Source organism: Stenotrophomonas sp. B2 (assembly GCF_014947095.1).
Taxonomy (GTDB): Bacteria; Pseudomonadota; Gammaproteobacteria; order Xanthomonadales; family Xanthomonadaceae; genus Stenotrophomonas; species Stenotrophomonas maltophilia_P.
The window spans coordinates 109,368-134,744 of sequence record NZ_JADCQA010000006.1; the positions used below are offsets into that span (position 1 = coordinate 109,368).

Annotated in this window: 23 protein-coding genes, 1 other RNA gene and 1 riboswitch; of the genes, 13 read left to right on the top strand and 11 right to left on the bottom strand. The window is 67.2% G+C overall.

The genetic code is table 11. The features are described from left to right. Positions 1-36 precede the first annotated feature (36 nt). Positions 37-1,353 carry an NCS2 family permease gene (locus IMX13_RS08655; RefSeq protein WP_074901828.1) on the bottom strand — a complete coding sequence of 439 codons (1,317 nt, stop codon included), beginning with the start codon at positions 1,351-1,353 and terminating at the stop codon, positions 37-39. A gap of 84 nt (positions 1,354-1,437) precedes the next feature. Then, positions 1,438-3,102: an energy-dependent translational throttle protein EttA gene (gene ettA / locus IMX13_RS08660; protein WP_005415249.1), complete on the bottom strand. Its 1,665-nt coding sequence runs from the start codon at positions 3,100-3,102 to the stop codon at positions 1,438-1,440. Between the two features lie 251 nt (positions 3,103-3,353). Between ettA and IMX13_RS08665 the strand changes: the two genes are divergently transcribed. The 5 genes from IMX13_RS08665 (at position 3,354) to ribD (ending at position 7,693) form a co-directional block, all read left to right on the top strand. Continuing rightward, entirely contained in the window at positions 3,354-3,833 is a 480-nt protein-coding gene (locus IMX13_RS08665; protein ID WP_065175826.1) for an RcnB family protein, read from the top strand. A gap of 146 nt (positions 3,834-3,979) precedes the next feature. After that, a complete protein-coding gene (gene glyA / locus IMX13_RS08670; protein ID WP_065175825.1) occupies positions 3,980-5,233 on the top strand; it encodes a serine hydroxymethyltransferase in 1,254 nt (417 codons plus the stop codon). Positions 5,234-5,315: 82 nt separating this feature from the next. Further along, complete coding sequence (locus IMX13_RS08675) at positions 5,316-5,750, top strand: hypothetical protein (RefSeq protein WP_065175824.1); 435 nt, start codon at positions 5,316-5,318, stop codon at positions 5,748-5,750. A 215-nt stretch (positions 5,751-5,965) separates the two neighbouring features. Beyond that, positions 5,966-6,487, top strand: coding sequence for a transcriptional regulator NrdR (gene nrdR / locus IMX13_RS08680; protein WP_053518899.1), 522 nt, complete (start codon positions 5,966-5,968; stop codon positions 6,485-6,487). Between the two features lie 120 nt (positions 6,488-6,607). Then, a complete protein-coding gene (ribD, locus tag IMX13_RS08685; RefSeq protein WP_193396203.1) occupies positions 6,608-7,693 on the top strand; it encodes a bifunctional diaminohydroxyphosphoribosylaminopyrimidine deaminase/5-amino-6-(5-phosphoribosylamino)uracil reductase RibD in 1,086 nt (361 codons plus the stop codon). Positions 7,694-7,726: 33 nt separating this feature from the next. Here the strand turns inward: ribD and IMX13_RS08690 are convergent, their stop codons facing one another. The 3 genes from IMX13_RS08690 to IMX13_RS08700 form a co-directional block, all read right to left on the bottom strand. After that, a complete protein-coding gene (locus IMX13_RS08690) occupies positions 7,727-8,686 on the bottom strand; it encodes a hypothetical protein (protein ID WP_193396204.1) in 960 nt (319 codons plus the stop codon). Positions 8,687-9,176: 490 nt separating this feature from the next. Further along, positions 9,177-10,061, bottom strand: coding sequence for a hypothetical protein (locus IMX13_RS08695; protein WP_193396205.1), 885 nt, complete (start codon positions 10,059-10,061; stop codon positions 9,177-9,179). 146 nt (positions 10,062-10,207) lie between these two features. Beyond that, entirely contained in the window at positions 10,208-10,831 is a 624-nt protein-coding gene (locus IMX13_RS08700; protein ID WP_053518907.1) for a hypothetical protein, read from the bottom strand. Between the two features lie 237 nt (positions 10,832-11,068). Next, a riboswitch (FMN riboswitch) is annotated at positions 11,069-11,214 on the top strand. Between the two features lie 74 nt (positions 11,215-11,288). Between IMX13_RS08700 and IMX13_RS08705 the strand changes: the two genes are divergently transcribed. The 5 genes from IMX13_RS08705 (at position 11,289) to thiL (ending at position 15,176) form a co-directional block, all read left to right on the top strand. Next, positions 11,289-11,900, top strand: a complete 612-nt coding sequence (locus IMX13_RS08705) for a riboflavin synthase (protein WP_111186317.1) — start codon at positions 11,289-11,291, stop codon at positions 11,898-11,900. Next, entirely contained in the window at positions 11,897-12,997 is a 1,101-nt protein-coding gene (ribB, locus tag IMX13_RS08710; RefSeq protein ID WP_053516472.1) for a 3,4-dihydroxy-2-butanone-4-phosphate synthase, read from the top strand. Before IMX13_RS08705 ends, ribB begins: the two co-directional genes overlap by 4 nt. A gap of 146 nt (positions 12,998-13,143) precedes the next feature. Then, positions 13,144-13,611, top strand: a complete 468-nt coding sequence (ribH, locus tag IMX13_RS08715; protein ID WP_010481977.1) for a 6,7-dimethyl-8-ribityllumazine synthase — start codon at positions 13,144-13,146, stop codon at positions 13,609-13,611. Next, positions 13,608-14,087, top strand: coding sequence for a transcription antitermination factor NusB (nusB, locus tag IMX13_RS08720; RefSeq protein WP_053516471.1), 480 nt, complete (start codon positions 13,608-13,610; stop codon positions 14,085-14,087). Before ribH ends, nusB begins: the two co-directional genes overlap by 4 nt. Positions 14,088-14,213: 126 nt before the next feature. Next, a complete protein-coding gene (gene thiL / locus IMX13_RS08725) occupies positions 14,214-15,176 on the top strand; it encodes a thiamine-phosphate kinase (RefSeq protein ID WP_111186316.1) in 963 nt (320 codons plus the stop codon). A 117-nt stretch (positions 15,177-15,293) separates the two neighbouring features. Here the strand turns inward: thiL and IMX13_RS08730 are convergent, their stop codons facing one another. The 5 genes from IMX13_RS08730 to IMX13_RS08750 form a co-directional block, all read right to left on the bottom strand. Continuing rightward, a complete protein-coding gene (locus tag IMX13_RS08730; protein ID WP_193396206.1) occupies positions 15,294-15,704 on the bottom strand; it encodes a hypothetical protein in 411 nt (136 codons plus the stop codon). A 475-nt stretch (positions 15,705-16,179) separates the two neighbouring features. Then, the gene (locus IMX13_RS08735; RefSeq protein ID WP_193396207.1) at positions 16,180-18,591 is read right to left on the bottom strand and encodes an autotransporter outer membrane beta-barrel domain-containing protein; all 2,412 of its coding nucleotides are present in this window, start codon (positions 18,589-18,591) and stop codon (positions 16,180-16,182) included. A gap of 261 nt (positions 18,592-18,852) precedes the next feature. Continuing rightward, positions 18,853-20,238 (bottom strand): FAD-linked oxidase C-terminal domain-containing protein, encoded by a 1,386-nt coding sequence (locus IMX13_RS08740; RefSeq protein ID WP_193396208.1) that lies wholly within the window; start codon positions 20,236-20,238, stop codon positions 18,853-18,855. A 97-nt stretch (positions 20,239-20,335) separates the two neighbouring features. Beyond that, entirely contained in the window at positions 20,336-20,704 is a 369-nt protein-coding gene (locus IMX13_RS08745; protein ID WP_053516467.1) for a YraN family protein, read from the bottom strand. After that, positions 20,694-22,415, bottom strand: a complete 1,722-nt coding sequence (locus IMX13_RS08750; protein WP_193396209.1) for a penicillin-binding protein activator — start codon at positions 22,413-22,415, stop codon at positions 20,694-20,696. The genes IMX13_RS08745 and IMX13_RS08750 overlap by 11 nt, the downstream gene beginning before the upstream one ends. Positions 22,416-22,496: 81 nt before the next feature. Here IMX13_RS08750 and rsmI point away from each other — a divergent pair, with 81 nt between their 5' ends. Both rsmI and rnpB read left to right on the top strand, forming a co-directional pair. Continuing rightward, the gene (gene rsmI, locus IMX13_RS08755; protein WP_065175817.1) at positions 22,497-23,315 is read left to right on the top strand and encodes a 16S rRNA (cytidine(1402)-2'-O)-methyltransferase; all 819 of its coding nucleotides are present in this window, start codon (positions 22,497-22,499) and stop codon (positions 23,313-23,315) included. Between the two features lie 87 nt (positions 23,316-23,402). Then, positions 23,403-23,754: RNase P RNA component class A (rnpB, locus tag IMX13_RS08760), an RNA gene on the top strand. Positions 23,755-23,805: 51 nt separating this feature from the next. Here the strand turns inward: rnpB and IMX13_RS08765 are convergent. Continuing rightward, entirely contained in the window at positions 23,806-24,594 is a 789-nt protein-coding gene (locus IMX13_RS08765; protein ID WP_193396210.1) for an NRDE family protein, read from the bottom strand. A gap of 324 nt (positions 24,595-24,918) precedes the next feature. Between IMX13_RS08765 and mraZ the strand changes: the two genes are divergently transcribed. Then, positions 24,919-25,365 (top strand): division/cell wall cluster transcriptional repressor MraZ, encoded by a 447-nt coding sequence (gene mraZ / locus IMX13_RS08770; protein WP_193396211.1) that lies wholly within the window; start codon positions 24,919-24,921, stop codon positions 25,363-25,365. The last annotated feature ends 12 nt before the right edge of the window (positions 25,366-25,377 follow it).

Below are 25,377 nucleotides of genomic sequence, written 5' to 3' on the forward strand. Positions count from 1 at the left end.
CCACCAGCCCGCCGTGACAGCGGGCCCCTGCCCTGATTACTCCAGCGCGAAGCGCAGCACGAACAGCACGGCCACCAGCCACACCGCCGGATGCACCTCGCGCCAGCGGCCAGTGCCGGCCTTCAGCGCGGCGTAGGCGATGAAGCCGAAAGCCAGTCCATTGGCGATGGAGTAGGTGAACGGCATCGCCAGCGCGCACAGGGCCGCCGGCACCGATTCGGTGAGGTCGCTCCAGTCCACTTCCACCAGCTCGCGCAGCATCAACCCGGCAACGAACAGCAGGGCCGGTGCGGTGGCGTAGCTTGGCACCATCGAGGCCAGCGGCGAGAACAGCAGGGCGGCCAGGAACAGCGCGGCGACCACCAGGGCGGTGAGGCCGGTACGGCCGCCCACCTGCACGCCCGAGGCGCTTTCGGCGAATGCCGTGGTGCTGCTGGTGCCCAGCATGGAGCCGGCGACGATCGCCGTGCTGTCGGCCAGCAGTGCACGGCCGAAACGCTTCTGCGCACCTGGCAGCTTCAGCAGGCCGGCGCGGCCGACCACGCCGTACAGCGTGCCGGTGGCATCGAACACCTCCACCAGCACGAACACCAGCACCACCTGCAGCAGCACCGCGATGGGGGCACCGCCGTCGTGGTGCAGCAGGCCCGGCAGGTCCAGCTGCAGGAAGGTCGGCGCCAGGCTCGGCGGCAGGGACACCAGTCCCTGATACTGCACGTCGCCCAGCGCCCAGCCGGCCGCGGTGACCGCCAGGATGCCGATCAGGATCGCACCGCGGATGCGGCGCGCCTCCAGCACGGCGATCAGCAGGAAGCCGGCCAGTGCCAGCAGCGGTGGGGCGGTGTTGAGCGGGCCCAGCGCCACCAGCGTGTCCTCGTTGCCGATGATCACCCCGGACTTCTGCAGGGCGATGATGGCCAGGAACAGGCCGATGCCGGCGACGATGGCCGAGCGCAGTGACGAAGGAATGCCGGATACCAGCCAGGCACGCACGCCGGTCAGCGACAGCACCAGGAACACCAGGCCGGAGATGAACACTGCCGCCAGCGCCTGCTGCCAGGGCAGGCCGGCGGCGCCGACCACGGTGAAGGCAAAGAACGCGTTCAGGCCCATGCCCGGAGCCATGCCGACCGGGAAATTGGCTGCCAGCGCCATCACCGTGGAGCCCAGCGCGGCCGCCAGGCAGGTGGCGACAAATACCGCGCCCGCATCCATGCCGGTGGTGCCGAGGATTTCGGGGTTGACGAAGACGATGTAGGACATCGTCAGGAAGGTGGTGACACCGGCCAGCAGCTCGGTGCGCACGGTGGTGCCGTGCTGCTGCAGCTGGAACAGGCGTTCGAACAGGGACATAGGGCTTCTCGTGAAGGTGTCTCCCAGCAAGCGGGCGACCCACAGAAGGAGAAAGGCCGCGCGAGCGCGGCCTTTCCTGTTGCGTTACTTCAGTGCCTTGAAGCGCAGGCGCTTCGGCGCAGCGTCATCGCCCATGCGGCGCTTCTTGTCTTCCTCGTACTCGCGGTAGTTGCCCTGGAAGAACTCCACGTGCGAGTCGCCTTCGAAAGCGATGATGTGCGTGGCGATGCGGTCCAGGAACCAGCGGTCGTGCGAGATCACGAAGGTGTTGCCCGGGAACTCCAGCAGCGCGTCTTCCAGCGCACGCAGCGTTTCGATGTCCAGGTCGTTGGACGGTTCGTCGAGCAGCAGCACGTTGCCACCCTGCAGCAGGGTCTTGGCCATGTGCAGGCGGCCACGCTCACCACCGGACAGCGAGCCGACCATCTTCTGCTGGTCCTGGCCCTTGAAGTTGAAGCGGCCGATGTAGGCGCGCGACTGGATCTCGATGCCGTTGATGTTGAGGATGTCCAGGCCACCGGCGATTTCCTGGAAGACGTTGTGGTTGCCTTCCAGCTTGTCGCGGCTCTGGTCCACGTAGGACAGCTGCACGGTCGGGCCGATCACGATCTCGCCCGAATCCGGCTTCTCCTGGCCGGTGATCATCTTGAACAGCGTCGACTTGCCGGCGCCGTTCGGGCCGATGATGCCGACGATCGCGCCCGGCGGAATCAGCATCGACAGGTTGTCGATCAGCAGGCGGTCGCCGAACTTCTTGGACACGTTCTTGAACTCCATCACCATGTTGCCCAGGCGCTCGCCCGGCGGGATGAAGATTTCGTTGGTCTCGTTGCGCTTCTGGTAATCCTGCGACTGCAGCTCTTCCAGGCGGGCCAGACGGGCCTTGCCCTTGGAACGGCCGCCCTTGGCGTTCTGGCGCGACCACTCCAGTTCCTTCTGGATCGCCTTCTGGCGGGCCTTTTCCTGGTTTTCTTCCTGCTTCAGGCGCTCATCCTTCTGCACCAGCCATTCGGTGTAGTTGCCCTTCCACGGAATGCCGCGGCCGCGGTCCAGTTCCAGGATCCACTCGGCGGCGTTGTCCAGGAAGTAGCGATCGTGGGTAACGGCCACCACGGTGCCGGTGTAGCGCGCCAGGAACTGTTCCAGCCATTCCACCGACTCGGCGTCGAGGTGGTTGGTCGGTTCGTCCAGCAGCAGCATGTCCGGCTTCTGCAGCAGCAGGCGGCACAGCGCGACGCGGCGCTTTTCACCGCCGGACAGGTTGGCGATCTTGGCATCCCACGGCGGCAGGCGCAGCGCATCGGCAGCCACGTCCAGCTGGTTTTCCAGGGTGTGCGCGTCGCCGGCGGCCAGGATCGCCTCCAGGCGCTCCTGTTCCTTGGCCAGTGCGTCGAAGTCGGCGCCTTCCTCGGCGTAGGCGGCGTACACCGCCTCCAGCGCAGCCTGGGCCTGCAGCACTTCGCCCACGCCTTCCTCGACCGACTCGCGCACGGTCTTGTTCGGGTCCAGTTCCGGTTCCTGCGCCAGGTAGCCGACCTTGATGCCCGGCTGCGGGCGTGCCTCGCCCTCGAAATCGGTATCCACGCCGGCCATGATCTTCAGCACGGTCGACTTGCCGGCGCCGTTCAGGCCCAGCAGGCCGATCTTCGCGCCCGGGAAGAAGGACAGCGAGATGTCCTTGATGATCTGCCGCTTGGGCGGGACCACCTTGGACACGCGGTTCATGGTGTAGATGTATTGCGAGGACATGAGGTCTCCGTAGGCGCGACCCTGCGCCCGACCGTCACGGGAGGTTTCCCGGTGCGGCAGCGGGCACAGACTTGAATGGAATACCGCCAATTATAGCCGGAACCGGTTACCCGCCGCGCCACGGGGAGCCGGCCGGGCTGGCCGCGGCCTGAATCGCCGTCACAGTCCTGAAGCGGGAAGCGTTTCCAGCCGGAAACGGTTCAGATCCGGTGCGCAATATGGGGTCACCACCACCCAAGCAGAGGTCTGACATGCGCATCAATCGAGTAATGGCCGGAGCCGTGGCCTCTGTGCTGGCGCTCGGCGCGGTTGCCCCGGCATTTGCCGACGACGACCACCGCGGCCGCGGTCACGACCGCCGCGAGTGGCGGGAGGATCGTCGCGAGTGGCGACAGGACCGTCGTGACTGGGAGCGCGACCGCCGTGAGGCCCGGCGCGATTACCGGCAGGACCGCCGCGAGTGGCACCGTGACCATGACCGCTACTACCGCCCGGCACCGCCGCCGCGTGTGGTCTACCGCCCTGCCTACGGCCCCGGCTATGGCTGGAAGGTGGGGCACCGCTACCGCGACTACTATCGCGGCCCGATCTACGTGGTGAACGACTATCCGCGCTACCACCTGCGCCGTCCGCCGCATGGCCACCACTGGATCCGCGATGACCGCGGCAACATGCTGCTGGTGGCCATCGCCACCGGCGTGATCGCCCAGTACGTGCTCAGCAGCCGCTGAGGACCCCGCAACATCACTCGGAACCATACGGGGCCGGATTCCTTCGAGGGATCCGGCCCCGTCCGTTTCGGCCCCAGCCGGCCGGTGCGGGGCTACAATCAGGGGCTGAGCCGTACACCCCCTTTCCCTGCCTGCTGGAGTACCCGATGTTCCCGCGTGACGTCCGCATCGAATCCTACGATCCCGAACTGGCCAAGGCCATCGCCGCTGAGACCCAGCGCCAGGAAGACCATGTCGAGCTGATCGCCAGCGAGAACTACACCAGCCCGGCAGTGATGGAAGCGCAGGGCAGCCAGCTGACCAACAAGTACGCCGAAGGCTATCCGGGCAAGCGCTACTACGGTGGTTGCGAATACGTGGACATCGCCGAGCAGCTGGCGATCGACCGCCTCAAGCAGCTGTTCGGCGCCGACTATGCCAACGTGCAGCCACACAGCGGCTCGCAGGCCAACCAGGCCGTGTACTTCGCGCTGCTGCAGCCGGGCGACACCATCCTCGGCATGAGCCTGGCCCACGGCGGCCACCTCACCCATGGCGCCAAGGTGAACGCCTCGGGCAAGCTGTTCAACGCCGTGCAGTACGGCGTGAACGACCAGGGCCTGATCGACTACGACGAAGTCGAGCGCCTGGCCCTGGAGCACAAGCCGAAGATGGTCGTGGCCGGCTTCTCGGCCTACTCGCAGGTGATCGACTGGGCACGCTTCCGCGCCATCGCCGACAAGGTCGGCGCCTACCTGTTCGTCGACATGGCCCATGTCGCCGGTCTGGTCGCCGCCGGCGTCTATCCGAGCCCGCTGGACCACGCCCACGTCGTCACCTCCACCACCCATAAGACCCTGCGCGGCCCGCGCGGCGGCATCATCGTCGCCAAGGGTGCCGATGAGGACCTGGTCAAGAAGCTGCAGTCGATCGTGTTCCCGGGTATCCAGGGCGGTCCGCTGATGCACGTCATCGCCGGCAAGGCGGTGGCCTTCAAGGAAGCGCTGGAACCGGCCTTCAAGACCTATCAGCAGCAGGTGGTGAAGAACGCCCAGGCGATGGCCAGCACGCTCATCGCGCGCGGCTACAAGATCGTCTCCGGCGGCACCCAGAACCACCTGATGCTGGTGGACATGATCGGCAAGGACGTGTCCGGCAAGGACGCGGAAGCGGCACTGGGCAAGGCGCACATCACCGTCAACAAGAACTCGGTGCCGAACGACCCGCGTTCGCCGTTCGTGACCTCCGGCCTGCGCCTGGGTACGCCGGCGGTGACCACCCGTGGCTACACCGAGCAGGACTGCGTGGATCTGGCCAACTGGATCGCCGATGTCCTCGATGCGCCGAACGATGACGCCGTGATCGCCCGCGTACGCGATGCCGTCAGCGCGCAGTGCCGCAAGTACCCGGTCTACGGTTGATCGGGTAATGGGGTCGGATCCCGTCCCGCAGGGGAAGGGCTCTGACCCCGGCCCAGGGAGAGCAACGCACATGGATGAGCGTATGGATGAACGTCTGCACAAGCGCCTGCACCTCGTGCAGGCCCTGCTGTTCGGGCTGCCAGGCGTGCTGCTGGGAGGCACCGTGGCCCTGGTGGGCGTGTACTCCGGCCTGACGCAGGAAACCCGCCTGCCGAGCCGGCTGCTGCTGGTGTGCTGGGGCACCGCCGGGGCGCTGGGCATTGTTGCCTGGTTGTACATCGGCGCCGGTTTCCTCCTGCAGGGCCGGTCTGGCCTGCAGGCAGTGGGCCGGGTGTGGTGGGCGTTGCTGGCGCTGGGCGCGCTGGCAGCAGTGCCCGCCGTCGTGCTGGGGCTGGTGGTCGGCCTGACCGAACGCATGGACGGCTTCAGCCTGTTGCTGTTCGGCCCGCCGCTGTTGCTGCCCGCGGCGCATCTGGCCTGGCTGCGCTGGCGGCCTGCTCACCTTCCGGGCGCCTGACTTTTCAGGCAAGTCGCATGGTGGTGTAGGGATGGCATGTCCAGCCTCACGCATCAGGGTGTTTCTGAGTATCTGGGTGCATCTGGGACGGCTGCAGGGTTGCCCTTGACGAGGGACCGTACCGCACATGAAATTTGCCGGAAAGCCCCTTCTCAGGTACCTTTGCGACGCTGCCATGACCGTGGCATTAGGTTGTCCCCTGAGCCAGGCGTTCCATGTATTGCCCCTTCTGCCAACATGCCGATACCCGGGTCATCGACTCGCGCGTCTCTGAAGACGGCGCGACGATCCGCCGTCGGCGTGAGTGCGAGGCCTGCAACGAGCGCTTCAGCACCCTGGAAACCGTCGAACTGAAGCTGCCGGCCATCGTCAAGAGCGATGGCACCCGCGAGGCCTTCGACCAGCGCAAGGTACGCGCCGGCTTTGATCGCGCGCTGCAGAAGCGTGCCGTGCCGGAAGACAAGATCGAAGCGGCGGTGCGTGCGGTGGTCCATCAGTTGCGCCTCAGTGGCGAGCGTGAAGTGCCTTCGATCAAGGTGGGCGAGTTCGTGATGAACGAGCTGCGCAAGCTCGATCACGTGGGGTACGTGCGATTCGCTTCGGTCTACCGCAGCTTCGAGGATGTGGCCGATTTCCGCGAGGAAATCGAAAAACTCGAACGCGAGCTGCCGGCCAGCACCGAACAACTGCAGCTGTTGGGCGATGTGATCGCCCTGGCCAAGAAGAAGAAGGGCTGACCGCCTCTGCGGTGGCCCGTGCCAACCTCGGTTGGCACCGATGGCCGCATTCACTGGTGGGTGCCAACCTTGGTTGGCACCGATGGCATGGATCAACACCGGCAGCGTTACCATGGCCAGATGACCACCCCATTCTCCGTCCTCGACCATCTGCACATGGCCAGCGCGCTGCGCCTGGCCGAGCGCGCCGCCTACACCACCCGCCCCAATCCGATGGTCGGCTGCGTGATCGCCCATGGTGAACGTGTGGTCGGGCAGGGCTGGCACCAGCGTGCCGGTGGCCCGCATGCCGAAGTATTCGCGTTGCGCGAGGCCGGTGATGAGGCGCGCGGTGCCACTGCCTACGTCACCCTTGAGCCCTGCGCGCATTACGGGCGCACACCCCCCTGCGCACTGGCACTGATCGAGGCCGGTGTATCGCGTGTGGTCGCTGCGCTGCGTGATCCCTTCCCGCAGGTCGATGGCGGCGGATTCGACCTGCTGCGCGGCGCCGGCATCGAGGTCGCCGAAGGGCTGATGGCGGCGCAGGCACGCGAGCTCAACAAGGGCTTTCTGTCACGCGTGGAGCGCAATCGCCCGTGGCTGCGGGTGAAGCTGGCCGCCAGCCTGGACGGGCGTACGGCGATGGCCGACGGCGCGTCCAAATGGATCACCGGAGCAGCGGCGCGCGAAGACGTGCAGCACTGGCGTGCACGCGCCGGCGCGATCCTGACCGGTGCCGATACCGTCCTGGCTGATGATCCGATGCTGACCGTGCGCCTGCGGGACGTCGACGTGATGCCGCCGCTGCGCGTCGTGCTCGATTCGCGCCTGCGTTCCCTGCAGTTCAGCCGCGTGCGCGAGGGTGGGGCACCGACGCTGTACCTGCATGATGCGGCGGTCAGTGCACCCGATGCAGCCGATGCCGAATTCGCCAGCGTGCCCAGTGCCGACGGCCGTCTCGATCTTGGCGCGATGCTGACCCTGCTGGCCGGGCGCGGCATCAACGAAGTGCATACCGAAGCCGGCGCTACGCTGGCCGGTGCGCTGCTGCGCGGCGGTTGGGTGGATGAGCTGCTGCTGTACCAGGCGCCCACCCTGCTGGGGGAACGCGCCCGCCCGCTGCTGGCCGGACTGGGCATCGAGGCGATGCAGCAGCAACGCCGGCTGCGCGTGGTCGAGCAATGCCAGGTAGGTGAGGACCTGCGCCTGCTGCTGCGCACATGATGCGGTAGCAGATGCCGTCCCCGGTCTGCACTGTCATTCGTGGAATCGGACCGAGGCGGCGATGGCATCAATCGCCTCTTCCACGTCCTGCGTGCTCTCCGCCGGCAGAATCGCGGCCAGACGGACAAACCGCTCACCTGGCCAGAGTGCAAGGTAGTGGCGGTAGTGACGCCCGTCGGGTGTGAGTCCATCAACGCGGTGTCCCTCGATGCCGCCGAACGGCACGTTGCTCCTCGAGGCAACGGTCCCTCCCTGGATGCGGACAGTTCCAGCAATCAACTGATCGGATACCTCCGCCAGATCGTCCGAATCAAACGGCAGAGAAAGCTGGGAGGCGACGACCACCAGAGGTTGGCGACCCTCGGGATCCGTATCCAGTTCACCGGCCGTAAGGATTACGGCCGAGTTTGCATGGGTGTCGATCAGCCGGAAGGGTGGCTCGGGTCTGACGCTGAAGGGCATGGCGGCGACTTTCTGCTCAAGCGTGGCCTGTGCGCCAAGGGTCACCGAGGCCAGAGCACGCATTGCCTGCTTGTGCGTCAGCCCATGTTCGCGCGGGGCTTGGATCGTGATCATGACCGTTGGAGAGCCGCTGAACAGCGCAACCCACTTGTCGAAGGTGTAACCGTGGGCGATCTGGCTGCCAATGACCACCGGAATCGTCCGCCCCTCGCTGGTGACCGATTCCAGACGGTCGACCCGGACGCCCTGGCTGGCAAAGCGGTTGCGCGCGGTTGCCTCGTCTACAAACAGTCCGCTGACGGCGGCACGGGCGTCGGCGGGCAGTTCGGCGACCAGGATGCTGGCGCGACCATCTTCGCTGGCGAAGCCGGAGAAATGGGGTGCTGGCGCGAATCCCGGAGGTGGCGCGAGGCTGACGACCGAGCCGGGTATGGCCATCGGGGTCTGAGCGCCCTGCGCGCAGCCGATCAGCAGCAGGGAGGGCAGCAGCCGCAGCGCGGCGCGAGCAAGGGGTCTGAGCGAAGCGAACATCTGTATTTCCAACATGATAGAGAGAAGAGATACGTGGTGACTCGTGCCGGCTCTGCCAGCAGACACCGATGGCTCTCGGTGTGCCTTGTGAGCAGTGCTGCGTCCACGGCTCGGCATCGGCGCGTCGCTGGACGGCCTGCTCATGAGCGTTGTTCAGGCGTAACACACGCCGGGAGAATTCGTCATCGCGGGCCAGCGAGCATGGAACGCGCTGGCGAACGACGCGCGTGCACCGTCCACCCCCAAGCTTCACGCGGCGGGAGTTACCTGTCCATGCAACAGTTCCGAAAGTCGGACTTCAGCGGTCACTGACACTGACAGCTGGAGCACGGTGCGCGCATTGCACGCGCCTGGAGAACCGGGCAAAAGCCCTGCACGACGGCGAGCGCCACCCGCATCGCCAGGTGTTCGGCAACATCCGGGCGACGATGACGAAGGTTCACGGCAGCGCAGTGTCGCCGGGCATGGCCCGGCGCTACCACTTAGCGGCTCAGGTGCATTCGTCGGTCCACATCATTTCGGCCAGAGGGCGCAGTGCCTTGCACTCCTGCGTCATCTCCTCGGCCGACTGCACCTGCGCTTTGGCCTTCAGCTCTTCGGCCATCGCGTCCACGCCACTGATCTGGTCGGGTGCGATCTTCGCCACGCAGGCGCGGTGCTGCTGCAGCAGCAGGTCGCAGCCCGGTATGCCGGTCACTTTCGGCGCGTTGGCCGCCTGCGCGTCCTGCATCCAGTCCTCGAACGGTGCCAGCGCACCGGCCACGGTGCCCACCAGGTCATCGAAGTTGCCGCTGTACCAGTAGCCGTTGTCCTTGGCCGGGTAGAGGGTGAAGGTGCCGCTGACCGGCACGCGTGCACCACTCTGCAGCGCCTGGGTGTAGGCGTCGGTGAACTGCTTGCGCGAGGCCGGGCTGGCATGGTCGGCCAGGCTGGCGGCGAACAGCGGGCGGACCTTGCCCAGGTCGGGCACCTGGCAGGTGTAGGTGATCCGCGCCAGCTTCTGGTCTTCAACGTATTCGTTGTCTTCGATCACGCTCTGGGTTGCGCGGCACTTCGAATCACGCAGCGCCTTGGCGTACAGCGCTTCGGTGGCCGCAGCGTCGATCGAAGCGCCGGTGCTGGTCAGTACCGTCTGCCAGGGTTCGGCCAATGCCTTGGCCAGCGCGCCCGGGTTCGGGGTCACGGCGTCCTGGCCCTCGAACGCCGGCTTTAGCGCGTCGTTGAGCGTGCGCGTGGCGGTCGCGTCGTCTTCCAGCAGTACGCGGGCATAGAGATCGAACGTCTGTTCGGGGCTCAGCTGCGTCGAGGCGGCGCTGGCGAACAGGGGAGCGCACAACAGTGCAGTGGCCAGCAGGGAGCGCAGGGGGGTCTTCATGACAGTGATTCCGGGTCCAGAGGCGGGCAAGCCTAGCGCATCTGCCCACGCTTTCGATGGCGCGATGCAGCCAGGTAACGGTGTGCAGCGGAAAAAAAACGGGCCCCTTGCGGGGCCCGTTCGATCGCACGACGAGGATCGGGCAATCAGAAGCTGGCGCGGACGCCGGCCGAGAACTGGGTGACATCGCGCTGGCCGGAGACTTCTCCCACCAGGCCCCAGGTCGGGGTGAAATTGATCTGGCCACCGACGGTGCCGACCCAGGTGCCCTTGAAGTCGTTGCCGCCATCCATGTAGCCGGCCTTGGCCCACGCTTCGGTCTTCGGCGAAGGCTTGCCACGCACGCCCATGGTGGCGCGGGCCAGGTTGGTGTGATCCTTCAGGTGTTCGCGGCCGAACAGATCCGATTTCACGGTCAGCTCGGCGTTCTGGCGCACCCAGGCGATGTCGGCGGTGTAGTCCAGGCGGTCCGTCCACGGCATGTGGTAGCCGATGCCCAGCTCAGGCTGGTCCAGTTCGAACTTGGCCGACGCACCGGTGAAGTGGTAGCTCTTGCTGGTACGCGACCAGCTGCCGAACACGTGCACCTGCTCGGCCAGCGCGAACGAACCGCGCACGTAGCCGCCGTCAAGCTTCGGGTCGTTGAAATCGCTGTCGTCGGTCTTGACCTGGGTCCAGCCACCTTCGACGTAGGTGTAGCTCAGCCCTTCGGCGGCAGAGGCCAGCGGAGCGACGGCCAGCAGGCTGGCGATGATCAGGAGCTTGCGCATGGGAATTCCTGTGAATTGCAGTCCATTGGCGGGCGCGCCGGAGGCGCAGCCCGTGGCGACCTCATGTCGTCCGCGGCGAATTTTAATGAAAGTTTTACAAAATGCGAGAGACAGCCGTCACAGGCTGGGCAGGCTTGGGGTCAGATCCGTTTCCCGCCGGGAAACGGCTGCGGCGCCGGGCATCCCACCCCGTTCAGCCCGGGCTGGTACACTTGCTGCGCCGGTTCGCCGGTACACAAACGTCTTCAGGGCGGGGTGCAACTCCCCACCGGCGGTAGGTGCGCAAGCACGAGCCCGCGAGCGCCCCGGCCCACGGCCGGGGGTCAGCAGATCCGGTTCAAGGCCGGAGCCGACGGTCATAGTCCGGATGAAAGAAGACGGTGCCACAGGGCTCATGCCCTGCGCGTGCCTGTTTGCCTTGCGGCGTTTTTCGCTCACATCCTGCGGAGAACGTTACTTGTTTACTGGAATCATCGAAGGCGTCGGCCGTCTGGCCGCACGCGAGTCCATCGGCGGCGATGTCCGCTTCACCTTCAATGTCGGCAACCTGCCGTTCGATCACGTGCAGATGGGCGAAAGCATCGCCATCAACGGTGTCTGCCTGACGGTCATCGCATTCGACGCCAACAGCTTCCAGGCCGATGCCTCCACCGAGACGCTGGGCCTGACCACGCTGGGCCAACTCGAGCAGGGCGCGGTCATCAACCTCGAGCGTGCCATGCGCCCGACCGATCGTCTGGGTGGGCATCTGGTCAGCGGCCACGTTGATGGCCTGGGCCAGGTGCTGTCCATCCACGATGACGCGCGCGCCCAGCGCTGGCGCTTCGCCGCGCCGGCCTCGCTGCTGCGCTACATCGCCAAGAAGGGCTCGATCTGCGTGGACGGCGTCAGCCTCACCGTCAACGAAGTGGACGAGGAAGGCTTCGAGGTCGCGCTGATCCCCCATACCGTGGCCAACACCGCCTTCTCCGCCTCCGGCGTGGGCAGTGCGGTGAACCTGGAAATCGACCTGGTCGCCCGTTATGTCGAACGTCTTGTTGGCGGGCACCTGCAGGGAGGCGCAGCATGAACTTCGCGCCGATCCCCGAGATCCTGGAAGACATCCGCCAGGGCCGCATGGTCGTCATCGTCGATGACGAGGACCGCGAGAACGAAGGCGACCTGATCATGGCTGCCGAGCTGGTCAAGGCCAGCGACATCAACTTCATGGTCACCCACGGCCGTGGCCTGGTGTGCCTGCCGTTGACCCGCACCCGCGCCGCCGACCTGGGCCTGGCGCCGATGGTGCAGGCCAACACCGCGCAGTTCCAGACCAATTTCACCGTCAGCATCGAAGCGGCCGAGGGCGTGACCACCGGCATCTCCGCCCATGACCGCGCGCATACCATCCGCACCGCGGTGAAGCCCAACGCGCGGCCGTCGGACCTGCACCAGCCCGGCCACATCTTCCCGCTGATCGCCCAGCCGGGCGGCGTGCTGACCCGCGCCGGCCACACCGAAGCGGGTGTGGACCTGGCCATGCTGGCCGGGCTGGAACCGGCCGGCGTGCTGGTGGAGATCCTCAACCCGGATGGCAGCATGGCGCGTCGCCCGGAGCTGGAAGTGTTCGCCCGCGAGCACGGCCTGAAGATGGGCTCCATCGCCGACCTGATCGCCTACCGCCTGGCCACCGAGAAGACGGTCGAACGCGTCGATGAGCGCGACATCGATACCGAGTTCGGCCCGTTCAGGCTGGTGACCTACCGCGACCGCATCGCCCACGACCTGCACTTCGCCCTGGTCCGCGGCACTCCCGACGCTGGCACGCCTACGCTGGTGCGCGTGCAGGTGGAGAATCCGCTGGCCGACCTGCTGCACTGGCGTCGTGACGATTTCGGCGTGGCCGCCACCGACGCGCTGCGTGCAATCGCCGCCGAAGGTGCCGGCGTGATGGTGGTGCTGTCGGCGCCGCGCGATGGCGAGGCGCTGCTCGCGCGCCTGCGCCAGCAGCCCGCACCGGTGGTGCCGGGCAAGGACAAGGATGTGGGCCAGTGGCGCCGCAATGGCGCGGGTGCGCAGATCCTGTCCGATCTGGGGCTGGGCAAGCTGCGCGTGCTGGGCACGCCGCGCCGGCAGATCGGCCTGGCCGGCTATGGCCTGGAAGTGGTGGAGACGGTGGCCCTGTAACGGTCGCCCCGTGGGGTCGGAGGCCGCGGTGCGGGATCCGACCCCGGTAGCGCCGGGCCATGCCCGGCGGATGCCAGGCCCCCGCCAACCACGGCCGGGGCCCATCCACGCTAGAATTACCCCTTATCGAGTCCCCCAAGCCGCATATGAGCCACTACGAAGGCGATCTTCGCACTCCCGAGTCGGCGCGCTTTGCCATCCTGGCCAGCCGCTGGAACGCCCGCATCACCGATACGCTGGTGGCCGGCGCACGCCAGAGCCTGGCCGGCAACGGCATCACCGAAGCCAACATCGACGTGATCCGGGTGCCGGGCGCCTGGGAACTGCCGCTGGTCGCCGCACGCCTGGCCGCCGCCCATGAACACGCCGCCATCCTCACCCTCGGCTGTGTGATCCGCGGCGACACCCGTCATTACGAACACGTGGCCGACCGCTGCGCCGAAGGCCTGATGCGCGTGCAGCTGGATTTCGGCGTGCCGGTACTGAACGGCGTGCTGGCGGTGGAACGCGTGGAAGATGCCGAGGCCCGCGCCGGCGGCAGCCACGGCAACAAGGGCGAGGAAGTCGCACTCGCCGCATTGGAAATGGTCAATCTTCTGGAGCAGCTGCCATGAACAAGAACACCCAGGGCAAGCCCTCCGGTAAACCCGTCCGCCGCGATGGCATTGATCCGGTGCTGCGCTCGCGCGCGCGCCGTCGTGCCGTGCAGGCCGTCTATGCGTGGCAGATCTCCGGCGGCAACGCACAGTCGCTGATCGCCCAGTTCGCGCATGAGCAGGCCCGCGAGATCGCCGATCTGGCGTACTTCGAGGCGCTGATGCACGGCGTGCTCGACAACCGCACCGACATCGACGAAGCGCTGGGCCCGTATCTGGACCGTGGCATCGAGGAAGTCGATGCCATCGAACGCGCGGTGCTGCGCCTGGCCGCGTACGAGCTGCGCTACCGCCTGGACGTGCCGTACCGCGTGGTGATCAACGAGGCCATCGAATCGGCCAAGCGCTTCGGCTCCGAACACGGCCACACCTACGTCAACGGTGTGCTGGACCGCGCCGCCGTGGAATGGCGCAAGGTAGAATCGGGCCACTGACCCGATCGCTGTAGAGCCGTGCCCTGCCTGGCTTGCCGCGCAGGGCAGGGCTGCGTCCGGTAGTGTGGCGCGTGATCGAACTGCAGCCGCGCATGGCCCGGCTGCTACATAAGAGCAGAACGCCCCATGTCCCTGGCCGAATTCGCCCTCATCGACCGTATCCGCGCCCGCACCGCCGAGCGCGATGACGTGCTGCTCGGCATCGGTGACGATGCCGCGCTGCTGCAGCCGCGCGCGAATGAACAGCTGGTGGTGACCGCCGATACACTCAACAGTGGCGTGCACTTCCCGGTGGAGACGCCGGCCTTCGATATCGGCTGGAAGACGCTGGCGGTCAATCTGTCCGATCTTGCGTCGATGGGCGCGCGACCGGCCTGGTGCACCTTGGCGCTGTCATTGCCGGAAACGTCCGAAGACTGGATCGAGGCATTCGCCGATGGCTTCTTCGCATTGGCCGACCAGCATGACGTCGCGCTGATCGGGGGTGACACCACGCGCGGACCGCTGTCGTTGTCTGTCACCGCGATGGGCCAGGTGGGCCGTGGTCAGGCCCTGCGCCGCGACCGTGCACAGGCCGGCGATGACATCTGGGTCAGTGGCACGCTGGGGGATGCGGCAGGTGCGCTGCGCCTGTGGCAACAGGGGGCGCTGAACGTGGCCACGGCCACGTTGCTGGCCGATTACGAAAGCCTCCGCCTGCGCCTGCTGCGGCCGACGCCACGCGTGACCCTCGGCCTGCGCCTGCGTGCCTTCGCGCATGCGGCAGTGGATGTGTCCGACGGACTGCTGGCCGATCTGGGCCACATCGCCCGCCTCAGTGACGTGGCAGCGCATGTCGATACCGATGCGTTGCCGATCTCGCACGCGCTGCGTGAGCTGCTCGGCCGCGATGGCGCGCGCGACTGTGCATTGCGTGGCGGAGACGACTACGAGCTGTGCTTCACCGCGGCCGCCGATCAGCGCGACGCACTGCATTACCTCGCCGAATCGCTGGACCTGCCGCTCACCCGCATTGGCCGCATCGCCGAAGGGCAGGGCGTGCACGTGGATGGCGAAGTGGCCGACGGTGGTTATCAGCACTTCGCCTGACGAATGAAGACGCCGGGCCTGGCCCGGCGCTGCCACATCGAAGTGGGGTCAGAGCCCTCTGCGCCGCAAAGGGCTCTGACCCCAAGCGTTGTTACCACAGTTCAGAACGCGAGGTGCTCACGTCGCATGCAACTGCACCTCGACATACTCGGCCAGCCCGCGACAGGCCAGCAGCAGCCCGTCGCGCACGTCGTCGTCCACCTGCTGATCATCATCGCCATCCACGCGTGCGCGTTCGGTCGCATGCAGCAGTTCCAGCAGCAGCGTCAGGCCGGCATTTGCGCGGTCGACGCGCGCCATGGCCATGCGTTGTCCGGCTGTACGGCCCTTGTCCGGCCAGGGCTGGCCGTCGGCGGCCTCCACCTGGCGGATGCGCCGCAGGCACTCCAGCAAGGTGGTGCCGGTGGGTGCAGTGTCGTCGTGCGTGGCACTGAGTGTGGTTTCCAGTGCGCGGGCGATTGGCTCGGGCAGCTGGTGGGCCGCTTCACCGAGGGTGGCGAACAGATAGGGATAGTGCGTGGCAGTCATGGCGGCGTCCTTGTATGTGAAGCAAGGGGCCACCCCGCTGGATGGCGAGGGTGGCGGACGGTGCGTGGTTCCAATACCGGTGGTAAGCATGTGAAACGCCGGCGGGCACGAGGCCCCCACGCACCGCCCGCCACGTAAGCGCGGACAGAATGTCTGCCGACGCCGTCCCAGGGAGGGGCGACGCCGACAGACAAGCGTAAACAAACATACTTACCAAACGGGATTGGAAGCCCGTGCCACCCGTTGTCGGTGGCGATCCATCATTTGCATGCAGCGCTAATGCTGCCAATGAGAAAAGTTGGAAAGCAGACAGATGCGAATGTTCGCAGCGACGCGGCGGAAGCCGTCAATGCATGCGGATCACGACATCCCTTGCAGAGCCGAGCCTATGCTCGGCGCTACCGCAATTCCTGTCAGGCGGAACGTGTCATCAGCGCTCGATGTTCGCATCGGCATCGCGCTGCATTACCTCGCTTCACCACCGGTAGGCGACACCCACATTGGCCGTTGCTTCGCGGTAACCGTGGTCGCCACGCATCACACCGAAGCCGCCCCACCCACTCAGGCCCGAACGGAAGTCCACGCGCGCACCGGCATTGAGCTCGTAGCGGTTGCGCGGCACGCTGGCCTGCAGCACGTCATCGTCGAACGCCATGCCGTTGCTGGCGCCGTCGCGATACCAGTTGGCCACCACGTAGGGGCTGACCGAAGCGCCTGCATCACTGTGGCCTTCACCCTGCAGGCGCAGGCCCACACGGCCGGACAGGCCGCTGCCGCCCAGGCTGCGGACCATGGTGCCGTTGCTTTCTTCATGGCGGTCGGTGTGGACATCGGTGTAGACCAGCTGCAGCTCCGGCTGCAGACTCAGTCTGGTGCTGCCGATCTGGCCGATACCGAAGCGGTAGCCGGCTTCCAGCGAGGACTGCCAGATGTCCGAGTCGTACCGCTCCTCGGCCAGGCCTTCGCCCTGCACGCGGTTGCGGAACTGGCCACGCTGCACGCTGGCATCCAGGTACAGCGCATCGCGGCTCCAGCTGCCGTAGGCACCCACCGCGCCACCTTCGACCTTGCCGCGGGCGCTGTAGCCGGTCAGCTGGGAGCGGGAGGTTGCGCTGGACTGTGCCAGCGTGGCCATCAGGCCGACACGGCCGCGGCCGCTGTCGAACACGCCTGCGTCGGCGCCCAGCTGCAGGCGCGAGCGGTCCACATGCAGATCGAGTTGCTCCTGCACGGCCGCCAATCGGCTCTGCGTGCCGTCCGCGCGCGCCCAGCCGTGAACGCCGTCATCGGTTGCGCGGCCACCCTGGCGGTCGCGCCAGCCGTGACGCAGCAGCTGGTGGGCGGCGAACTGGTTGGCCAGGTAGGCGCCGGCTTCCGGCCGCAGCACCGGGGTGGGCGTGCCCGGATCGCTGGGATCGGTAGGATCGACCGGATCGATCGGGTTGCACTCGGGCAGGCTCGGATCGATGACGCAGGGGTCCGGGCTGCCTGCAAGTTCCGAGCGCAGGTACCAGCCGCCGTCGCTCTCATCCTTGAACAGGAAGTACTCGTACTGCCCGCCCACCGCGCGCCCCTGCAGGTCGAACTGCGCGTTGGACGCGCCGCCGATGCGGATCAGCTCGATGCCCTTGTCGGTCTTCGCGCCGGCACCGCCGGCGTTGAGCACGCGCACATTGGCCTGTCCATTGGCATCGCCGGAGATGACCAGCCTGTCGGTGGCCGAGCTGTCGTCACCGAGCTGGGTGTTGAACAGCAGGGTGCCGCCGGCACCGGTGAAGTCGTCCACGGCCAGGGTATTGAAGGTGCTGCCGTCGCCCAGGGCGACGGTACCACCGCTGCCCACCGTGAGGTGACCCACGTTGCTGTCGCCGGTCATCAGCCAGGTGGCGCCGGTATCGATGCTCGCCGAGGTGACATCGAAGAAGCGGCCATCAATCTGCGCCTTGTTGCGCAGGAAGACGTCGAGCGTGCCGTTGACAGTGCGGGTATCGAACGTGATGTTGCCGGCGAGGCGGGAGTTGTCCACGGTGAAACGTACATCGGTACGCTGTTCCGATGGCCCGCGATCATGACCGACCAACAGGAGGTTGCCATCGCCCCCGACCAGCCGGGACCCGTTGGCGATGGTGATGTCATAGGTGTTGGGTGACAGGGGAACCACCCGGATCGCGGCGCCGCGTCCGGACTGGATGGTCGATGCGTCGACGTTGAGCGAGAGGTGCTCGTCGGGGTTGGACTCGCCCCACATCACGACCCCGATATTGGATGCCTCGACACGGCTGCCATTGACGATGTCCACGCGACCGAACTGCAGGCGAACACCGACGCCGCTGGAGATGTCGCGCTGGGGTGCCGGAGCGTCCTCCACATGGATCGAGCTGGAGTCGAGCAGCGCGTAGGGATTCCGTGCGCCGTTGCCCGACGGGACGGATGCCAGGTCCAGCCCGACTGCAAGCGCCTGATCCGGAGCCATGCCGGCGGCAGTGACCGAAATGGAACTGTTCATCAGACGGGCGATTGCGCCCCCGCCAACGGAGATCACTCCATTGAAGCGGCTGTTGCTTGCGTCGAGCGAGGCATTGTCTCTGAGTGCTACCGCATACGGTGAAGCCGCTGGCACAGCCGAGACCTCTGCGTTGTTGAGCGTCAGCGTGGAGGTGTCCCAGGCCTCGATCTGTTGGGTTCTTCCTCCATCGACCCGCAGCGCGGAACCATTGATGAGCTTCCAGGCTTCCGGCGCATCGCCGGGCACCACTTCAGCCTCTTCGCCATCCAGCTGCCGCGCCTCCAGCGCCGTGAACGGCAGGCAGGTCAGTGCAAGGACCACGGCACACGCCAGCGGACGCACCGACGGGCGCCCGGACACACGCGAACTCACTGCTTTCATCGTCTTGATCTCGTGTCAGAAGGGAAAACCTGGCTGAACACTTCAAGCGACTGCCGCGCCCCCGTCACCGCGCTCCCGCAGCGGCATTCGTCTCCCAACGAGATGATGGCGCCGTGAAGAGGGTCGGGGTGCGTTACGTCATTGGTGTCAGCTGCGGCGCGAAGTGTCGCGGTCCGCAGCGCTGTACCCCATGCAATAACTTGCAAAGCGTCCGTGCGTGCAGATATGAGCCAGACGGCGTTCAGCAGTCCGGCCGCTTGCCTACGCCGGCGGCAGCACCTTGCCCGGGTTGAGGATGCCATCCGGGTCCAGCGTGGCCTTGATCGCGCGCATGGTCGCCAGCGTGGCGGGAGTGAACGCCTGCGCCATGAAATCGCGCTTGGCCAGGCCGATGCCATGTTCACCGGACAGCGTGCCGCCCAGCGCCAGCGTCAGCGCGAAGATCTTTGGCAGCGCCGCATGCGCTCGCGCGTTCTCGTCGGCATCGTCCGGGTGGTACAGGATGTTGACGTGCAGGTTGCCGTTGCCGGCATGGCCGAAGGTGACGATGGTCAGGCTGTACTCGCGAGCCAGCGCCTGTACGCCAGCAACCAGATCGGGAATGCGTGATACCGGCACCACCACGTCTTCGTTGATCTTGCCGGGCGCAACGCTGCGCAGCGCGGGCGACAGTGCCTTGCGCGCCGCCCACAGCTGGTCGCGTGCGCGGCCCTCCATCGCTACGTCCAGTTCGATCATGCCGTCGCCTTCGGCAGCGCTGGCCAGCGCCTGCAGCAGGTAGGGCAGGGTGTCGTGGTCGCCATCGGCCTCGACCAGCAGCATCGCGCCGGCCTCGGGCACGTCGGCGCCATTGAGGCGCAGCAGTTCCAGGCTGCGCGCGTCCATGAACTCCAGGCGGGTGGGTACCACCGGCTGCGACATCAGCCGCGATACCGCGGCGGCGGCGGCATCGGCATCGCGGTACAGCACGCGCAGTCCGGCCTGCGCGACCGGCAGCGGCGTCAGCTTCAAGGTAGCTTCCACGATCAGCGCCAGGGTGCCCTCGCTACCCACCAGCAGGTGGGTCAGGTCGTAGCCGGTGGCATCCTTGGTATAGGCACCACCGCAGCGGATCACCTCGCCGGTGCCGGTGACCGCGACCAGCCCCAGCACGTTGTCTCGGCTGGTGCCGTACTTCACCGCGCGTGGGCCACCGGCATTGCAGGCGAGGTTGCCGCCGACGCTGCAGATCTCCGCGCTGGACGGGTCCGGCGCCCAGAACAGCCCATGCGGTGTCAGCGCCTGCTGCAGGGCGCCGTTGAGCACCCCAGGCTGCACCACCGCGCAGCGATCACCGGCACGGATCTCGACGATGCGATCCATGCGGGTGAACGACAGCACGATGCTGCCCGGCAGGGGCACCGCCGCCCCGGTGGTACCGGTGCCCGCGCCACGCGCGACCAGGGCCACGCCGTGCACACGGCAGGCGCGGACCAGCGCCTGCACCTGTTCGGTGTCGGCCGGCAGCGCGACGGCGGCGGGGCGTTGCCGGCGCCATGAGTTGTCCTGCGCATTCGCCTCCAGCGCGGTGTCATCCATGCGCCAGCCCTCCGTGCCCAGCAGGGCGGACAGTTCGGCAACCAGGGCAGCGGGCAGGGCAGGGCTCATGTTGGATCTCGTGGAACAACCGGTACGGAGTGGATGGCCTTGCAGGCGGCCTTTGCGCCGGGCATCGGCACGGCAGCGTGGGTGATGATCGAGGGCATCAGCAGTCGTCCAGCCGGAATGCGTCGCGCAGCCAGTGCAGCTGTGGCGGTTCGCCGCTGGCCTCGACCACGTCGAAGCGGCAGGGCGCATCGGCCAGTGCAGGATGCGCCTGCAGGTACAACTGTGCGGCCTGTACCAGGCGCCGGCATTTGCGGGGATCGATCGATGCGGCAGCGCCTCCGAAGTCGCTGCGCGCGCGGTACCGCACCTCCACGAAAACCACGGTGCCGGCGTCGTCCATCACCAGGTCCAGTTCACCGCTTCGATAACGGACATTGCGCGCGCGTGGCTGCAGCCCGGCCTGTTGCAGGTGCAGCTCGGCGGCGGTTTCCACCGCCGAGCCCCGCTGCGTGCGCTCAGCGACCACCGACGATCGGCATCGGCCGGCCGCCGCTGAAGGTCGACCACGCCGGCTGGCGCAGGATGTTGCCGTTGCCATCGAGGAACAGGGTGCCGGTGGCGCCTTCCAGGCCGCCTTCGTTGGCCAGCTTGTCCAGATAGCTGCTGATCTTCCACGCGTCTGCGCCGAAGGCGAACAGGCGGCCGGCGGCACCGCGCGCGCTGGGCAGCGTGCTGGCGACCTGGCTGGCCGACGGCAGGCCGGAGACACTGCGCACGTTCCAGGCTTCATTCGGGTAGACGATGCCGTCCAGTGCCACGTCTTCCTCCACCTTGCCGCTGCCGATGGTCAGCTGGGACGTGCCGACGCGGGTGGCGCCGCCGACACCGGCCAGCGCCAGCTGCGGCGCGAGCAGCCGCGCCTGCGGAGCGCGCACGGCGAGAAACACAGCGTCGACCTGGCCGGCATTGCGCAGCTGGGCGCCGACATCGCCCACTGCTTCAGGGACCGATACCGTGGCGGCCACCTGGCCGCCGCGCTGGGTGAAACGCTGGGAGAAGGCCGCGGCGGCGCGGCGGCCGGTATCGTCGCTGCTGCTGATGACCAGGGCGCGATTGCGCTCACGGCCGCGCAGGTATTCGGCGGCGACGATACCGTCGTCTTCCGGGGCGAGCGAGAAGCCGGCGCTACCGGCCGGCGGTGAATCCTTGCCACGGTTCAGCGCCAGCACCGGCACCTGCAGCGGCTGGCGGCCGTATACCGCATCCACTTCATCGCGGCCCAGCGGGCCGACGACGAAGTCGGCACCGGAGGCCACTGCCTTGTCGTATGCAGCCAATGCACCGGCCGGCGTGCCGGCGGTATCGAAGAAATTGATGTCCGGGCGGCGGCGCGATTCGCCGTAATAGGCGGCGAGCAGGCCATCGCGCACCGGCTGTGCCGCGGTGGCAAGGCGGCCACTGAGTGGCAGCAGCACGGCCAGCTTCGCCGGCGGGCGGTAGCCATCGCTCATTGCCGGCGGGCGCTTGCTGGTGTCGAACTGGGCGGCACCGTCGCGGTCGAACGGACGCGGAAGCGGCAGGCCGCGGGCGATCAACGCACGGCCGGCGAAGTTGTACAGCGGATCGTTGGCCGGCAGCGCGGCGGCACGGCTGCGCAGCGTGGCATCATCGAGGGTGCCAAGCAGGCCTGAAATAGCCGCCTGGTTCTCGTTGCGCGCGCTGCCGGTGAGGCCGGCCTGCGCGCGTGCGCGGTCGCTGGCGGCGCCGAAGGCATCGCCAGTGGCCTGCAGGGCCTGGGCACGGGCGAGCAGCCAGCGCGTGCGCAGGCCGGGTGCGACGTTGTCGCCATTGTCCTTGAGCAGGGCCAGCGCCTGTGCGGGTTGCTTGTCAGCCAGTGCCAGCTCGGCGCCGGTCAGCTGGTAACGCTGCAGGCTGGCACCGGACAGCTGTCGGGCGCTGAGCTGCCCCAACAGGCTGCGCGCGCGGGTGCTGTCGCCGGCCAGGTGCCACGCCCAGGCTGCATCCGCCAGGGCATTGCTGCGCGCGCTGCCGCGCAGGGTGGCCGCAAGGCCCTCCAGCTGCATCGCGGCGTCGCGAGGCTTGCCCTGTTCGATCAGCGCCAGCGCCTGGCTCTGGGCCGGCGATTCGGGCGCGCTGGTGAAGCTGGTGGTGGCACAGCCGGCCAGGAGCATCAGCGACAACGAAAGGGCGGAGATGCGTGCGGCGGGCTTGTTCATGATCGGGTCCATGCGATGAGGGCAGCGGCCTTGGCCAGGTACACGCTAGGATTCTACCCTTGCCCCGTGAGTACCGCTGAAATGAGTGTCCCCACCCTGTATGTCGTCGCCACGCCGATCGGCAACCTGGCCGATCTGAGTCCGCGCGCACAGGAGGTGCTGCGTTCGGTAGCGGCGATCTGTGCCGAAGACACGCGGCGCAGCGGCCAGCTGTTGTCCCATTTCGGCATCCAGCAGCCGCTGGTGGCGCTGCACGAGCACAACGAAGACGCCCTGGCGCAGCGACTGGTCTCGCGCCTGCAGGCGGGCGAATCGCTGGCGCTGGTCAGCGATGCCGGCACGCCGCTGGTCAGCGATCCCGGCTTCCGCCTGGTACGGGCCGCGCGCGCGGCGGGCATCCGGGTCAGCCCGGTTCCGGGTGCCTGTGCCGCCATTGCCGCGCTCAGCGTGGCCGGCCTGCCCAGCGATCGCTTCAGTTTCGAGGGATTCCTGCCGGCCAAGGCCAGCGGGCGCCGCGACCGGCTGCAGGCGCTCGCCGGCGAGGTGCGCACGATGGTGTTCTACGAATCCTCGCACCGGATCGCCGAGTCCCTGGCGGACATGGCCGCGATCTTCGGCGGTGAGCGGCCTGCGGTGCTGGCGCGGGAGCTGACCAAGCTGTTCGAGACCGTGCTGGATGGCGATCTGGCGGCCTTGCGGGCAACGGTCGAAGCCGACGAGAACCAGCGCAAGGGCGAGTTTGTGGTGATGGTGCAGGGGGCCGGCGACGACGAGGAAGCGCAGCTGGCCCATGGCCGTCGCGTCTACGCCACATTGAGCGAGCACCTGCCGCCGTCGACCGCCGCCAAGCTGGCCGCCGAGCTGACCGGCGCACCGCGCAAGGCGTTGTACGGCCGGTAGCGCCGGGCCATGCCCGGCGTGCGCGTCGCGCGGCATCGAACAGCCACCGGGCAGGAACCACCCGCGTACGCTAGAATGCGCGCTGGCGGAGCCGGCCAGACAGTCGCGTCATCCCTTGCGGGGTGCCGAGGAAAGTCCGGGCTCCACAGGGCAAGGTGCCAGGTAACGCCTGGGCGGCGCAAGCCGACGGAAAGTGCAACAGAAAGATACCGCCTACGTCTTCTTCGGAAGGCCGGTAAGGGTGAAATGGTGCGGTAAGAGCGCACCGCGAGTCTGGTAACAGACCGGCACGGCAAACCCCACCTGGAGCAAGACCAAATAGGGATCCTTTGGCGCGGCCCGCGTTGGATCCGGGTAGGTTGCTTGAGCGTTGCGGTGACGTAACGCCTAGAGGAATGACTGTCCACGACAGAACCCGGCTTATCGGCCGGCTCCGCCTCCATTCACTTCTGCAGCGCCAGGCCACGCCCGGCGGCATCCGGCCGGGCGCTCAGAAGTCGATGCGGCTTCCGGCAACGAATACGCCCTGCGGCCCGAAGCGGCGTTCATGGATCTGCCCGTGGCCGTTGCCATCGATCAGCAGCACGGTGCTGGCACGGGTGCCGTAGTCGTCGCCGCGGATGAAGGCCGGGCTCAACCAGCGCTCGCGTTCCAGCCCGATGCCGGTGTCCGGCAGGTCACTGTCGGCAGGCCGGTGTTCGTCGGCCAGCGCGGTCCATAGCGGGGTCAGGTGCGGGGTCAGATCCCTTTCGCTTTGCGAAGGAGATCTGACCCCGTCTTCTTCCAGCCAGGCCGTCAGCGCCGCCATCAGCCGCTGTGTCTTCGGCCAGGGGGCATCCAGTGCACCGTTGGACATGCCATGCACGCCCGGCCCCAGGCGCTGCCGTTCGGCAGGGTGGTTGCCCAGATACTCCAGGCTGTCGCTATCGGCCAGCAGCAGGTTGAACGGGGCGTAGGCGCCGGCCACGGCCGCCAAGCGGTCGATATGCACTGCGGCCGGGTCGCGGCCACGCAGGAAGTCGGCCACCAGCGCGCCACGCGAGGGACCGGTCTGGGCGGCCAGCGGATCGCGCACATTGGTGACCACCGCCATCCGGCCGCCGGCACCGACGCCGGCCCAGCCTCCTCCGGAGCGGAGGTCGCGCCCGCCGATGACGGAGGTCTCATCCTGCCAGCGGGCCAGCGCCGCAGTGGGGCGGGCGTGGAACTCATCACGGTTGCCGGTCATCACCAGCCGCCAGCGCGGATGGTGCATCCAGCCAAGAGCAAGCAGGCACATGACGTCATTGTGCCCGGTTTGCGCAGTCTGGCGCCGCTTTCAGCCAGTTCCCGATGAATGCGGGGGCGATGTTTCACGCCCCCTGCACAGGCCTGAACTTCCGTTCAATCTCAAAAATTGAGACGGATCAGCAACTTGTGGATAAGCCTTGAACAATTCTCTAAAGGTTGCTGCAAGCCATTGATGTGGCTGGCGATTTCCCTGCGGAAAAGTTGTTGACAACCCTTCGCTCGCTGCTAAGGTGGGCATCAGAGGGAAATCCGGGTGTTTTGTGGGTTTTCGTGGTTCAATGTTTCACCGGGCGAAGGACAAGGTGCAGGCGTCGTGTTTCAGGGCGAGACGGCCATCACAGTTGACGACAAGGGGCGCATGGCGGTTCCCACCGCTTACCGCGACGTCGTCGCGCGCGCCAGCAACAACCGTCTCGTGTTGACCTACAACCCGTTCGAAGCCGGCTGCCTGTGGCTGTATGCCGAGTCCGAATGGGAGCGGGTCCGCGACGATGTCATGTCCAAGCCCAATACCCAGCGCGTCGTGCGCCTGTTGCAGCAGAAGCTGGTCGGCTCGGCCGCCCACCTGGAGCTGGACGGCAACGGTCGTATCAGCATTCCCGCCAGCCACCGCGGTGCGGTGGGCATAGAAAAGAAGGCGGTATTGCTCGGTATGGGCGACAAGTTCGAATTGTGGAGCGAGCAGGCGCATCGTGCCCTGATCCAGCAGACGTTGTCTGACGAGGATCTGGGCGATGGGTTGCTCGACCTGAAGTTGTGAGCCGGGGTGCCC

Coding starts and splice junctions, on each gene's coding strand:
- ribB (WP_053516472.1), top strand. CDS start 11,897: ATGAACTTCGCGCCGATCCCCGAGATCCTGGAAGACATCCGCCAGGGC.
- IMX13_RS08740 (WP_193396208.1), bottom strand. CDS start 20,238: ATGAGCCCTGCCCTGCCCGCTGCCCTGGTTGCCGAACTGTCCGCCCTG.
- IMX13_RS08730 (WP_193396206.1), bottom strand. CDS start 15,704: ATGACTGCCACGCACTATCCCTATCTGTTCGCCACCCTCGGTGAAGCG.
- IMX13_RS08690 (WP_193396204.1), bottom strand. CDS start 8,686: ATGTTCGCTTCGCTCAGACCCCTTGCTCGCGCCGCGCTGCGGCTGCTG.
- rsmI (WP_065175817.1), top strand. CDS start 22,497: ATGAGTGTCCCCACCCTGTATGTCGTCGCCACGCCGATCGGCAACCTG.
- IMX13_RS08765 (WP_193396210.1), bottom strand. CDS start 24,594: ATGTGCCTGCTTGCTCTTGGCTGGATGCACCATCCGCGCTGGCGGCTG.
- IMX13_RS08675 (WP_065175824.1), top strand. CDS start 5,316: ATGGATGAACGTCTGCACAAGCGCCTGCACCTCGTGCAGGCCCTGCTG.
- thiL (WP_111186316.1), top strand. CDS start 14,214: ATGTCCCTGGCCGAATTCGCCCTCATCGACCGTATCCGCGCCCGCACC.
- IMX13_RS08695 (WP_193396205.1), bottom strand. CDS start 10,061: ATGAAGACCCCCCTGCGCTCCCTGCTGGCCACTGCACTGTTGTGCGCT.
- IMX13_RS08665 (WP_065175826.1), top strand. CDS start 3,354: ATGCGCATCAATCGAGTAATGGCCGGAGCCGTGGCCTCTGTGCTGGCG.
- nusB (WP_053516471.1), top strand. CDS start 13,608: ATGAACAAGAACACCCAGGGCAAGCCCTCCGGTAAACCCGTCCGCCGC.
- IMX13_RS08655 (WP_074901828.1), bottom strand. CDS start 1,353: ATGTCCCTGTTCGAACGCCTGTTCCAGCTGCAGCAGCACGGCACCACC.
- IMX13_RS08700 (WP_053518907.1), bottom strand. CDS start 10,831: ATGCGCAAGCTCCTGATCATCGCCAGCCTGCTGGCCGTCGCTCCGCTG.
- glyA (WP_065175825.1), top strand. CDS start 3,980: ATGTTCCCGCGTGACGTCCGCATCGAATCCTACGATCCCGAACTGGCC.
- ribD (WP_193396203.1), top strand. CDS start 6,608: ATGACCACCCCATTCTCCGTCCTCGACCATCTGCACATGGCCAGCGCG.
- IMX13_RS08750 (WP_193396209.1), bottom strand. CDS start 22,415: ATGAACAAGCCCGCCGCACGCATCTCCGCCCTTTCGTTGTCGCTGATG.
- IMX13_RS08735 (WP_193396207.1), bottom strand. CDS start 18,591: ATGAAAGCAGTGAGTTCGCGTGTGTCCGGGCGCCCGTCGGTGCGTCCG.
- ettA (WP_005415249.1), bottom strand. CDS start 3,102: ATGTCCTCGCAATACATCTACACCATGAACCGCGTGTCCAAGGTGGTC.
- nrdR (WP_053518899.1), top strand. CDS start 5,966: ATGTATTGCCCCTTCTGCCAACATGCCGATACCCGGGTCATCGACTCG.
- ribH (WP_010481977.1), top strand. CDS start 13,144: ATGAGCCACTACGAAGGCGATCTTCGCACTCCCGAGTCGGCGCGCTTT.